Here is a 13,619-nt window from a genome sequence, read left to right as displayed (position 1 = left end):
AAGAATAGAAATGTTAAATAAGATATATAACATATATGGCACATATAAAATCACGCCGTTCCTTACAATATCGTAAGGAGCGGTTTTTGTATATTCGGGTTGCAATTTGAAAAAGAATAAGATATAGTGTCTTTGTTACGGAAAACGTTTTCCGAAAGGAGATGCCTATGTTTTTAAGTGCAATTTACCATCGAATGTCAGAACAGTACTGCTATCCGTTAGATTCGGAGCAGCTTATCATCAATATCAAAACCGGATATGATGTGGATAAAGTATATATCTACTACGGAGATCCGTATGACGCCGGAATAATGGGCGGAAATGAGCGCTGGAGCGGAAAGAAGGAAGAAATATGCTTCAAGAAAAGGCTCAAGGATCATATCTGGTGGACCACAACACTACGCCCTGAATATAAGAGGTGCAAGTATTATTTTGAGCTTCATGCAGGCGAGGAAATCATGTACTTCTTCGAGGATGGCTTTTATACCGAGGAAGAGATGAATACTGAGGGCAAGACCCTTTCATACTTCATCATGCCCTGGATGAACTCTGCGGATGTATGCAAGACACCTGCCTGGGTCAACGATACTGTGTGGTATCAGATCTTTCCGGAGAGGTTCTGCAACGGTGACAAGAGCATAGACCCTGAGGGCGTTATGGCCTGGCAGACAGGGGAGGTCGGCTTTCATGATTACTACGGCGGAGATATCAGGGGTATAAGAGACAGATTGCCATATCTCAGAGACCTTGGCATCACCGGAATATACTTAAATCCTATATTTGAGGCGCACAGTAACCATAAATACAATACCAGGGATTACAAAAAGGTTGATCCTCAGTTCGGTACCAATGATGATCTTCGTGCGCTGGTGGATGAGGCTCATGAAATGGGCATCAGAGTCATGCTGGATGCGGTATTTAACCATACGGGCATCGATCATCCCATGTGGCAGGACATTCTGGAGAAGGGGCAGGAGTCTGAATATGCCGACTGGTACATGATAAACAAGTGGCCTCTTGAGAAGGGAAGAGATACAAGGGATGGAAGGTATTACTCTTTTGCTTTTGCAGAATATATGCCCAAGCTCAATACCAATAATCCCAAGGTTCAGGACTATCTTCTGGATATCATCAGGTTCTGGATCGAGACCTTCAATATCGACGGCCTTAGATTTGATGTCGGAAACGAGGTCTCACATTCATTCCTTAAGGCTGTGAGATACATGACCTGTCACATGAAGGATGATTTCTACCTTCTTGGCGAGATCTGGCACGATTCGATCTCGTGGCTGCGAGGAGATGAGTATGATTCTGTCATGAATTATCCCCTGACTACGGCTATTTCTGACTTCTGGGTATACAAGAGCAGAGGACGTGAGTCCTTTGAATACGACATAAACAGATGCTTTACCATGTATTATGCGCAGGTGAACGATGTTTTGTTCAACCTTCTGGACTCGCACGATACCAACAGGCTTCTGGATAAAGCAGGGCACAACATAGATATCTTTTACCAGCAGCTTGCTGTTTTGTTCACTATGCCGGGCAGTCCCTGCATCTATTATGGTACCGAGGTGGCAATGGAGGGCTCTTACGACCCTGATTGCAGACGCTGCATGCCATGGGATGAGATTGATGCGGGTAAAAGAGATGTCGAAATCTCAGAGATAAAGCGCCTTATCAACATGAGAAAGACTTTGCAGTCCTGCAAGAGCAGAAATTTCCATTTCCCCAACGATATTGAGGAGAAGAGGGTGATCTCTTTTACCAAGATAGGGGAAAATGAGAGCATTCAGGTTTATCTCAACTGTGAGGAGACCGCGGTAGATATTGATATCAGTGGGTTTGAGGGAGTTGTATATTCCAGAAAATGGAATGATGGAAAGCTGGGACCAAACGGGGTGCTGATACTTAAAAAGTGAAAAAGCCCTACTGATTCAAAAGTTTATACTCTTTTAGGAAATATCGTGTACAAACATATATTATAATGATAAACAGGAGATGTATTAAGTTTTTAAAATGACACGGTAACGAGAGGAGTAGGGCTAATGAAGAAAAGACCGACGACAGTAATGCTTTCGCTGGTGATGGCCGTTGTCCTGACTGCGTGTTCTGCAGGCTCACAGGAGGCTGCGGGAGGCAGTTTTCAGGAACGGCTGGATGCTGCGCTGAACAAGGGGTGGGTGGACTCTGATCTAATTGACTCGGTAAAGGCAGATGTAGAGTACCGTCCACAGGATGATTTTGCAGCGGCCAAAAATAAGGCGTGGAAGCAGGAAATAGGAGATAATTACTACGGCGTTTTTCAGAACATTTCTGATCAGGTCACTGAAAAGATGAAAAAAGCCGCTACGGATGAATCCATCCCCGGTGAAGAAGCGGAAGTACTCAGAAAGTACTATGCGCTTTCTTCAGACTGGGATTATAGAAACAGTCAGGGCGTAGAACCTCTAAAGCCCTATATCGCAGACATTGAATCCATCAGCAGCATGGATGATCTGTATGCATTCTTTGGTGATCTTGAAAGGAATCCACTTGCACTGGCACCGATAGCGGTGGACGTAATGGATTCATATCATATTGAACAGTACCCCGATATCAATCTTACACTGATAGGTGCCCCGAAGCTTTCTCTGCAGGCCGAGAACGGGCAGTCTTTTTATGACAAGCTTAATTCAGCATCAGCGCTTGAGATGTACGAAGCAGTAGAGAACGAAGTTCTGTACATGCTGGAGCAGCTTGGTTATACAGAGAGAGATGCGAGAAAGATCCTTAAGAACTGTCTTAAGTGGGAGAAAAAAGTTGCTTCTGCTACCATAGATATGAATTTTGAGGATTTTGTAAAGAGTACAAAGACCAGGGATGAGGCGGCGAAAATTGCAGGCGATTTCCCGCTTCTTGATCTTCTGGATGCCTGGGGATTCTCCAATGCAGAATATCTGGTCATTCAGGAGTTTTATACAAAGAGACTTGAGAGGCTCTGTAATAAGGGTAATCTGGAAAAAATCAAGGATTATCTGATAGTTAATTATTGCATTGAAAGCTCATTTTGTCTTGACAGGACCACATTAGAAACAATAAGTGAATTCAGCAAATCCAAAACCTCGCAGCCTATTGACGTTGGTCAGACGGAGCAGCAGCGTGAAGACGCGCTGCAGTTTGATTATTATATCGGTCAGACTGCGATGCTGGGAGCACTAAATAAAACTTATGTTGAAAACTATTTCGATGATGCAACCACAGCTGAGCTGAAGAAACTGGCAGAGGACGTTATCGGCGCATATAACGTAATCTTTGCAGAGGAACCCTGGCTTTCTGACGAGGGTAAAGCTTTATGCCTTGAAAAGTTGAATAATATAGGGATACACATAGCTTACCAGAGCTTTGAGGTGCTTGATTACAGCAGGACTCCGTTCAAGTCAAAAGAAGAGGGTGGAAGTTTTTTGGATGCCTACTACGCAATGCAGAGATATTTAATGCATCACAGAGCGTTTCTCTCGGAACAGAAATTTAGTAAAGATTACTGGGATCCGATAGCAAAAGGCACATCCACAACCACAATAAATGCGTTTTACAACCCTGCGACCAACGGAATGTACATTTGTGCCGGAATATGTGAGCCTTACAGCTATTCTCCTGATATGACTTATGAAGAGAAGCTTGCGGGACTTAGCGTCATAGTAGGTCATGAGATCACTCACGGCTTTGACAGAAACGGAGCTCTTTACGACAAGGATGGTATAAAGAATTCCTGGATGCCTTATAAGGATCAGGTGGCATTTTCCGATCTCAACGACAAAGTTGCTTCATATTATTCAACCTTTACACCATTCCCGGGTTCCGGTTTATATAAAGGATCAAACCTCACCGGAGAAGCCACTGCCGATATGGGAGGCCTGAGAGCAACTCTCTATCTGGCATCCAAGGTTCCTGATTTTGACTACGATCTGTACTTTACTTCCTATGCACGGCTTTGGAGAGTAAACATTCCTGTGGAAGCGGAAAAGAACTATTTCTCAGGAGACGTTCATCCTCTTGCTTTCTACAGAATAAATGTAGGTTTACAGCAGTTTGATAAGTTTTATGAGACATACGGAATAGTTGAAGGCGATGGCATGTATCTCGAGCCTGAAAAAAGGATCGCGGTTTGGTGATAGGGAGGATATAAGATGAGCGAAGCTGTAATTAAACTGGAAAATGTAAATAAAGCCTATGGCAAACACGAAGTGTTGAAAAACGTAAATATGCAGGTAAACAAGGGCGATATCTACGGCCTTGTGGGCAGAAACGGCGCAGGTAAGACCACGATCTTTAAGATGATCCTGGGCCTGTCCGAGGTAAACTCAGGAAACATATCTATTGTGGGATCTACCAACAGAAAGGAGCTTTTTAAGAACAGAAGCAAGATAGGCTTCCTGGTTGGATGCAGATTCTACAATTATCTCAATGCGGAAAAGAACCTTAAGTACTTTGCTACTGTTAAGGGAATACCCAGAAAAGAGCGTAAGCAGGAGATTGCAAGGGTTCTTGAGATAGTTGGACTTAAAGGTGTCAATAAGCCTGTTAAATCCTTCTCCCTTGGTATGCAGCAGAGACTTGGGATAGCAAATGCTATTCTTGGAAACCCTGATATCCTTATCCTGGACGAACCCACCAACGGACTCGATCCCCAGGGTATTGCCGATATCCGTAATCTGGTCAAGAAACTCCGCGATGAATTTGGAATGACGGTTATTATATCATCCCACATCCTGGGCGAACTTGAGCATACAGCAGACAGATTTGGAATAGTCAATGAGGGTTATGTTGTAAAAGAGATCACACAGCAGGATCTTCAGGAAAATCAGCCTGCAGTTGAAATTGCGGTGGATGACATTGAAAAGGCCAAGAAAGTCCTGGAAGAAAACGGAATCAAGGTAATGCGTGAGATTACTGAGAAGTCTTCCCTTGAGGATGTTTACTTCAGGCTGATCGGAGGTTCAAATCAATGAACAGACTAATGAAAGCAGATTTAAAAAGGATAATAGCTAAGCCGTCAATGTACGTGCTTGTGATTCTACTTACAGTTTTTATACTGTTTAAGGATGCCGCTGATACATCAGCAGCTCAGATGGATCTGTACAAGCAATTGTTTGGAAACATAGGCCTTATATTCCTAAGTATTCCGATTTTCCTCTCGGTTTATTCTGACGAGATAAAGAGCGGGATCATGATAAGCATGATAGGAATGGGAATGGAGCGCAGGAAGATCGTGCTTACCAAACTCAAAGATGCATTTTTGCTGTACTGCGGGACGTATCTTATCCTGTTTTGTGCCGCACTGGTAAAGAATGTCATATCAGGTCTTCCGATATCTCCCAAACAGAACGCGTTTCTGCTTCTGTTTTGCCTGTTCTGCGTCATTAGAGGACTTGGAATAATGGCACTGGCGTCACTGGTTCTTTTCCTGACAATGAGTGCTGCCGGAGGCATGCTGGTATTGGTGCTGGCAGGAGCTGTTGGATCGGGGCTTTTAAAGGTGGTTCAGGATAGATTTAAGCTCCCGGTTTATGATATGAGTTATTTGGGCCTTTTGGATTCCTCTTTTGCCGATTTCCAGGCTGGAAACTTTGGGATCACTATCATACCGGCACTTATTTATCTTGCTATTGTTGTGGCCATCAATGTTGCGACATTTGACAGAAGGGAGATGGATCTATGAGAAGACTACTTGAAGCCGATCTAAAGCGTGTCCTTGTCAAAATACTCCCATGGATACTGCTTGTAGCATGGTTCATATTTGAGACCGTTTCTATTGTCACCTCACTGGATAAAACCCCGGATAAAAGCTTTGGTGTCCTAAGTAAGCTTGCGGGATTGCATTCTTTTGCAATGACGATAATAGGATTTGCAGCACTTCTTGGAATATATGCTGATGAGTTTAAATCCATGGTCATGATAGGGGTAATAGGAAGGGGATTATCCAGAGATAAATTTGTCTTCGGAAAATTCCTTGATCTTTGCGTTATGACTTTGCTTATGCAGATCATTACCATTATCTATGTTTATGTGCTTAAGGCTGTATTTGGAGCGACATTTGCCCCAATTGAAAACAGGTTCCTGATCGTGACATTTATAGTTGGATTTTTTGAGACAATTGCCTATGTTACAATAGCGGCCTTCTTCTATTTCCTTTCGGAAAATGCGGCAGTAGGCTTGTTTGCGTACCTTACATTCCAGATCATAATACCTGTTTCCCTTGAGCTGATCTTACAGCTTACCAACCTCTCCAAGTACCACGCAGAGAGATACTACGTCGCAGGTATGATGTCTGTTGCGAGCTCGAATTTCATTATGGGAGATTATACAGGCGGACTTGGATATATTTTGCTGACAGTGCTGATATACATCCTCGGAGCGTTGGGGATAACATTGCTCATCTTCAGGAGAAAGGAGCTTGAGTTCTAAAATTCGTCTTAGTTTTATTAGCATTAATCATATAAATATCTTATTATTATATATTGGTACTAAGATCAACTGAGAGGAATAGGCAATGGAACTACCTGAACGATTGAAATGGATGAGCGATGTGGAGGGCATTGACCCGGCGTCGGGTATAGAGAACTGCGGTAAACCTGAGCTGTATATCAAGTTTGTCAGAACTTTTTTTGACACCCTTGAGAACAGGATCCGGGAGATAAGGGACTCTTTTGACAGCGGAGATATCGAGAATTACACCATCAAGGTACACTCTCTCAAGAGCACGGCCAGGATAATGGGGGCAAAAGAGCTCTCGAAACTGGCGGAGGAGCTTGAAAACGCCGGAAATGTAAATGATCTTGAAAAGATCAAAGGAAAAACCCCTGAACTACTGGAAATATGTGGTTCGTTCAAGGAAAAGCTCGCACCCATTGAAACGGTCAGCAATACAGACATGGTCACTAATATTGATAAGCCTGCCATCTCTGCAGGAGAACTTGCAAATGCATTTAATGCTATTGCAGAATTTGCTCCACAGATGGATTACGAGGCAGTGGAAATGGTACTCTCAGAGTTAAATGAGTATTCAATGCCTGCAGATGATGAAAAAAAGGTTAAATATTTAGAAAAACTGTTAAGAAATTTTGATTGGGACGGTATAGAAGCACTGGTTATGGTAAAATGATAATAGACGTGCGCTTTATCGTACTCTTGTTTTTGCGAATGGTGAATCATGGCTGAATACAAATATCCCAGTTCAACAAAAGGCGGAGCCCGAACCAGAATTCTGCTTGCACTGATCGGAATAACGGTCAATGTTTTGCTTGCTTTTGTGATGGGAAAATTGGGCATGCCCATGTTTCTTGATACAGTCGGCACCATTACTGTCGCAGTGGTGGGAGGTCTGTTTCCCGGAATATTCACCGCGGTAATGACCAACGCGATCTGCGGCATCTTCAACCAGAATGCGATTTATTTTGGCTTTCTTAATGCAATCGTAGCCATATTCACGGCCTGGTATGTCAGAAAATTCCCTTTTAAAAGAATAAAATACATACTGATCTATATCGCTTCGGTGGCATTTACTTCTGCCACTGTAAGTACTGTTATAAACTGGAATCTTCTGGATGGCGCTCAGATAGCCAAAAATACTGATCCCACCACAGTTTTCGCATCTTCTATCGGGGGCAATCTGTTCCTGGCTTATTACCTGTACACCATACTAAGAAATATCCTGGATAAGGGCATATCTGCCGTTATTGCGTGGATTCTTTTAAAGATAATTCCGGAGAGTGTCAAGCAGAAGTATGAGCGGGGGAACTGGAAACAGAAGCCGCTTAGCAGTGAAGAACTATCGGATCTTAAGCAATGGGGCAAAGGCACCGCGCACAGTATGGGCAATAGGACCACTTCCATTGTTATTTCCACATCCCTGCTCCTGATAGCTGTAACGGGATGGATCGGGTTTGGCTTGTACTTTAATAACACCAAGCAAGAGAAGACTATTGAGGCTTTAAATGTACTCAAACTCTCTGCTGATGTCATAGACCCTGCCAGGATCAATGATTATATTGCTGCCGGGGAAGGCGCAGAGGGGTATGCCGAGACAGAGGCTATTTTGCGAAAGATCAAAAGTCATTCGCAGTCGGTAGAGACTTTGTTCTTCGTTAAATTTGAAAAGGATGCAGGTCGCAGAATATTTAATCTTGATGGGGATGGCGTTGAGATAATACCGGCCAAACTCGAATATGACGAGGATTTTCGTGAGCATCTGCCACAGTTTCTCGCGGGAGAGAATATAGAGCCGCTTGAGCACGGAAGTATCAATCACTGGACCAGATCTATTTTTTATCCGATAAAGGATGATAACGGGCATGTCGCCTGTTATGGCGTAGCAGATGTTTCCATAACCAATATGCAGAGCTATTTAAAGAGCTTTTCAATTAAAGCTTTCTTCATACTCCTTGGCTTTTTCATCCTGGTAATTGCTCATAATCTTTGGGTTACCAATGTGACAATGGTATATCCCATCAGGAGTATGGCTAAGTGTGTAGATAATTTCGCAAACCTCGGCTATGAGCAGGAACAGCTGGATAAAAATGTCAGAAGTATCAGGGCGCTTCATATTGAAACTAAAGATGAGGTTGAGCAGCTTTACAATTCTATCTGCACTATGACTTTGAATCTGTCTGAGCAGATGCGAGATCTGAGACGATTGTCCGACACTACAGCCAGGATGCAGGACGGACTTATCATTACTATGGCGGACATGGTCGAGAACAGGGATTCCGATACAGGTGCCCATATTCAGAAGACTGCTGCTTATGTAAAGATAATAGTGGAAGGACTGCAGAAGAAGGGGTATTACGCAGAGAAGATTGATGCAAAGTTTATTTCCGATGTAATACGTTCTGCGCCTCTTCATGATATCGGTAAGATCAATATTCCCGACGCCGTTCTCAACAAGCCGGGCAAGCTTACTGATGAAGAGTTTGAGATCATCAAGACTCATACTACTTCCGGCAAGAAGATCATGGAAGATGCCATCAGTACCGTAATGGGAGAAAACTACCTGAAAGAAGCCAGAAATATGGCAGCCTATCACCACGAGAGATGGGACGGCAAGGGATATCCTGATGGTCTGCACGGAGAGGTTATTCCTCTTTCAGCCCGTATTATGGCTGTTGCGGATGTATTCGATGCTCTTACTTCACCGAGAGTATATAAGCCGGCTTTTGATTTGGACAAGGCTTTGTCTATCATCAACGAAGGTTCGGGAACACAGTTTGACCCCAAGTGTGTAGAAGTCTTTATGGACAATCTGCCTGAGGTCAAGGTTATTTTGAAGAAATACAACAGAGATTTATAAAGGAGCAGCATGATGAAGATGAAAAGAATTCAAAACTTCATAGCGGCTTCTCTTGGTGCGCTGATGTTTGTTTTGCTTGCGTGTGCTTCATCTGTAATGTCTTTTGCCACAGAAGGAAGTGCTCAGCAGGAGACAAATGACGCGGATAATACGCCTAAATTGGGTGGAGGCTATGCTGTAACGGGGCAGATCGGTTCAGTTGGATATGCCACGACTATTTATGATGCAACAAATGGCCTTCCTACTTCTGATGCCAACTATATTCTGGGTTCCAGCGACGGATATGTCTGGATAGGAAGTTATGGTGGAATCATACGCTACGATGGCACAGTGTTTGAGAAAATCACCTCATCTGAGGGACTTACCAGCGGAAGAGGATTGTTTGAAGACAGCCAGGACAGGATATGGGTTGGAACTAATGATAACGGCGTCGTCGTACTTGACGGCGAAAAGGTGACATGGATCACCTATAAGGATGGTCTTCCTTCTTCCTCTATCAGAGTTTTCACAGAAGATAAAGAGGGTAATGTCTATATAGGAACAACTGCGGGTGTATGCTATGCGGATTCCAAGCTGACCATACACGAAATCTATGATGCAAGGATAAATGAAGAGAGGGTTCTGAGCCTTAATACTGATTCTGAAGGCATCGTATACGGACAGACCAAGAACGGATTTGTCTTTAGCATTGAAGATAAGATGGTAACACAGTGCTTCAGCAGTCAGGAGCTGGGAATGGAAAACAGGATCTCGAATATCCTGACAGATCCTGATAGAGCCGGATATGTTTATATAGGCACTGAGGGAAGCGAAGTTTATTACGGACAGTTTGGTGAGAGTGCCGGGAAAATGGCGCATATATCTGTTGCTCCACTTAACGGTGTGCACTGGCTCAACTATGACTGCGAAAGGATATGGGTTTCATCTATCAACCAGTTAGGATATCTCGACCTCAAAGACAGCTTCCATCTGGTAACGGATCTTCCGGTTGATAGCGGAATTGAGATGGTAACTTCAGACTATCAGGGCAATATCTGGGTTGCGTCATCTACACAGGGTGCAATGAAGCTGGTTACCAGTAACTTCATTGATATGTGTCAGAGGACAGATCTGCAACGGGATGTAGTCAATACTACATGCACGTTTAATGGGAATCTTTATGTCGGATCAAACCAGGGGCTTAGTATTCTTGGTAAAGATGGCAGGGTTATCGACAATGAACTGACCGAATATATAGGCGGTGCCAGGGTTCGCTGCCTGATGGTGGACGACAGCGATAACCTCTGGATATCGACATTTGAAAAAGGCCTTGGCCTTGTATGCTATTCAAAAGACGGAGAGATAACCAAATTTACCACAGATAACGGAATGCCCAGCGATGAAATTAGATGTACCATCCAGTCGAAAGATGGCTCTGTTCTGGCTGCTACAAATATAGGCCTTGCCAGAATCCGTGATGGTGCTGTTATAAGCGTTGTGGCAGATGATCCGGCCATTAAGAACACGGTATTTCTTGCCATTGAAGAGGGCGATAACGGACAGGTATACGTGGGGACTGACGGAGATGGAATCTATGTCATCAGCAGCGCAGGAATCAGAAGGATCGGAAGAGATGACGGTCTTACAAGTGATGTCATCATGAGGATCAAAAAGGATGAGACCAGAGGTCTGTACTGGCTGGTAACATCCAACTCAATTCAGTATATCAAGGATGATATCATAACAGAAGTTACGTCATTTCCATATAAAAACAACTATGACATCATCTTTGATGAAGACGATGATATTTGGGTTATCTCATCAGCCGGTATTTACATGGTAAATGCTGATGAGATGGTTAACGATAATGTAACGGACTACAGGCTTTATACTCTTGCCAACGGCCTTACCGGAACTCCGACATCCAACTCTCACAGTGACCTGGATAAGGACGGAAACCTTTATCTTTCCGGAAGACTTGGCGTGTGCAAGGTGAATATCAAGCATTTCTTCGAAGAGGAGATGTCGGTTAAAGCAAAAGTCAGATCAGTTTATATCGGCGACAAAAAGATACTTCCGGATGCGCAGGGCAGGTACAATCTGCCTTCAGGCAGCGGTCGTGTTAAGATAACTGTTTCTGTTCTTGATTATTCTCTTACGGATCCTCCTGTAAAGATCTACATGGAAGGAAATGAAGAGGATGAATTCATGACTCCAAGAAGTAAGCTTCAGGATATTGAGTATACCGGAATGAGCAGTGGAAATCATGAGCTTCATATTCAGGTTCTGGATCATACCAAGAAAAATGTTGTGCTTGAAGAGACCGTAAATATTAACAAGAAGGCACGCCTTTATGATCTTTTGATCGTCAGGATACTTACGACGATTCTAATAGCTTTTTTTGCAGGCCTGATGGTATGGAGATTTATGAAGAGTACTGTTATCCGAAGGCAGTATGATGAGATCAGACAGGCGCGAGATGATGCTGAGCGTGCAAATACAGCCAAGACAAGATTCCTGGCAAATATCTCACACGAGATACGTACACCTATCAATACTATTATGGGTATGGACGAGATGATCCTTCGAGAAAATCCTAAGGATGTTCCCAGAGGATATTTCATGTCCATGGTCAACTATGCCCTTGATATCAGAAATGCATCGGAGACGCTCCTTGGCCTTATCAATGACCTTTTGGATATTTCCAAGATTGAGTCCGGCAAGATGCATCTTGTGGAGCAGGAGTACGATGTTCAGGAACAACTGCGGTCTATTGTCTCCATGATCCGTGTCAAGAGTACTGAAAAAGAGCTGATGTTTGATGTCGTGGTGGACGAGCTTATTCCAAAACGTCTCTACGGTGATGATGGAAAGATCAAGCAGATAGTGTTAAATCTGCTGACAAATGCGGTAAAATATACACGTAAGGGTGGCGTTATTCTGTCTGTTTCAATGGATGAGCGTCATGGCGATGAGGCCAAGATACGCTTCTCCGTCAAGGATACCGGTATAGGTGTTAAACCGGAGGATATGGATAAGCTCTTTACCGCTTACGAGAGACTTGATGAGCAGAAAAACAGCGGAATTCAGGGAACAGGCCTGGGCCTTGATATTTCCAGAAGATTCACTGAACTCATGGGTGGAACCCTGACCTGTGAGAGTGTATACGGTGAGGGCTCGGAGTTTATTCTCTGCCTGCCTCAGAGGATTGTTGATCCGACTCCGACAGGTCTTTTCATGGAACATGACGGATCCGAGGCAAAGGGACCGTATGTGCCTAAGTTTATTGCACCGGATGCTGATATTCTGGTTGTTGATGATAATCCGATGAACCTCAACGTTATCAAGGGTCTTTTGAAGGCGACCAAGATGTTCGTTACCACTGCCACAAGCGGTGCTGAGTGTCTTGAGAAGATGAAGAGTACCAAGTTTAATGTGGTTCTTCTGGATCATATGATGCCGGAGATGGACGGAATTGAGACGGTGGGACATATCAGGGAAACAGATCCTGATATACCGGTTTATGCCCTTACAGCCAATGCCACCGCCGGAGAGGAATTCTATAAGTCCAAGGGCTTTACGGGCTACCTGTCGAAGCCTATAGACAGTATGGCTCTTGAGAAGGCCATTATGAAGCATCTTCCGGAGGAAATTATGCTCAAACCGGAACAGGCTGATGCCGTGGCAGATCTTGAGAGTATCCCGGAGGAGCTTAAGTGGATCTATGACATTAAGGAAATTGATGTCGATGAGGGCATTAAGAATTCCGGCGGAATTTCGCAGTATATTAACGCCCTTCATATGTTCTATGAGACTGTGGACGGCAATTATCAGGTTATAAGCGATGCATATGAGGTAGAGGATATAAGGCTCTATACCATTAAGGTACATTCCCTTAAGAGCTCCTGCAGGATTATCGGAGCAACAGCTATGTCCAGGCTTGCTGAGAGCCTGGAGGATGCAGGCAATAAGGAGAATAAGGAGTTTATCGTTATGCACAATGATGAGCTCCTTAAGGGTTATCTTGAACTCAAGGATAAACTTGCACGCCTTGACGAGAGCGAAGCTCAAGAGGATGATTCAGACAAGAAGGAGATCCCTGAAGATGAGCTCAAGGATGCATATGGGGCACTGAGGGATGTGATCCCGCAGATGGATTATGATGCAGTAGAGATGATCCTTGGTCAGCTTAAGGAGTACAAGCTTCCTAAGGAAGACAAGGATAAAATGACTGAGCTGTCTAAAATGCTTAAAGTATTTGATTGGGAAGGGATGGAAGCGCTGGTCAATCAGTGAACTTCCATAAAAAGGA

The 13,619-nt window shown here is 43.8% G+C and carries 8 protein-coding genes; all 8 read left to right on the top strand.

Annotated features, from left to right (window positions below):
• The first annotated feature begins 167 nt into the window (after positions 1 to 167).
• The 8 genes from G590_RS0114405 to G590_RS0114370 all read left to right on the top strand — a co-directional run bounded on the left by G590_RS0114405 (position 168) and on the right by G590_RS0114370 (position 13,603).
• Entirely contained in the window at positions 168 to 1,922 is a 1,755-nt protein-coding gene (locus G590_RS0114405; protein ID WP_022766360.1) for a glycoside hydrolase family 13 protein, read from the top strand.
• A gap of 126 nt (positions 1,923 to 2,048) precedes the next feature.
• Complete coding sequence (locus G590_RS0114400; RefSeq protein WP_022766359.1) at positions 2,049 to 4,154, top strand: M13 family metallopeptidase; 2,106 nt, start codon at positions 2,049 to 2,051, stop codon at positions 4,152 to 4,154.
• A gap of 15 nt (positions 4,155 to 4,169) precedes the next feature.
• Positions 4,170 to 4,991, top strand: a complete 822-nt coding sequence (locus G590_RS0114395; protein ID WP_022766358.1) for an ABC transporter ATP-binding protein — start codon at positions 4,170 to 4,172, stop codon at positions 4,989 to 4,991.
• Positions 4,988 to 5,701 carry a hypothetical protein gene (locus G590_RS0114390; RefSeq protein WP_022766357.1) on the top strand — a complete coding sequence of 238 codons (714 nt, stop codon included), beginning with the start codon at positions 4,988 to 4,990 and terminating at the stop codon, positions 5,699 to 5,701. The genes G590_RS0114395 and G590_RS0114390 overlap by 4 nt, the downstream gene beginning before the upstream one ends.
• The gene (locus G590_RS0114385; RefSeq protein WP_022766356.1) at positions 5,698 to 6,447 is read left to right on the top strand and encodes a hypothetical protein; all 750 of its coding nucleotides are present in this window, start codon (positions 5,698 to 5,700) and stop codon (positions 6,445 to 6,447) included. The genes G590_RS0114390 and G590_RS0114385 overlap by 4 nt, the downstream gene beginning before the upstream one ends.
• 85 nt (positions 6,448 to 6,532) lie before the next feature.
• Positions 6,533 to 7,144, top strand: a complete 612-nt coding sequence (locus G590_RS0114380) for an Hpt domain-containing protein (RefSeq protein WP_022766355.1) — start codon at positions 6,533 to 6,535, stop codon at positions 7,142 to 7,144.
• 48 nt (positions 7,145 to 7,192) lie between these two features.
• Positions 7,193 to 9,328, top strand: coding sequence for an HD-GYP domain-containing protein (locus G590_RS0114375; protein ID WP_022766354.1), 2,136 nt, complete (start codon positions 7,193 to 7,195; stop codon positions 9,326 to 9,328).
• 18 nt (positions 9,329 to 9,346) lie between these two features.
• Positions 9,347 to 13,603: an ATP-binding protein gene (locus G590_RS0114370; protein ID WP_242829787.1), complete on the top strand. Its 4,257-nt coding sequence runs from the start codon at positions 9,347 to 9,349 to the stop codon at positions 13,601 to 13,603.
• Positions 13,604 to 13,619: the final 16 nt, after the last annotated feature.

It is taken from the genome of Butyrivibrio sp. XPD2006 (genome assembly GCF_000420865.1).
Lineage (GTDB): Bacteria > Bacillota > Clostridia > Lachnospirales > Lachnospiraceae > Butyrivibrio.
Note: the sequence above shows the minus strand (reverse complement) of the source record. Positions and strands in the feature narration are given on the sequence as shown.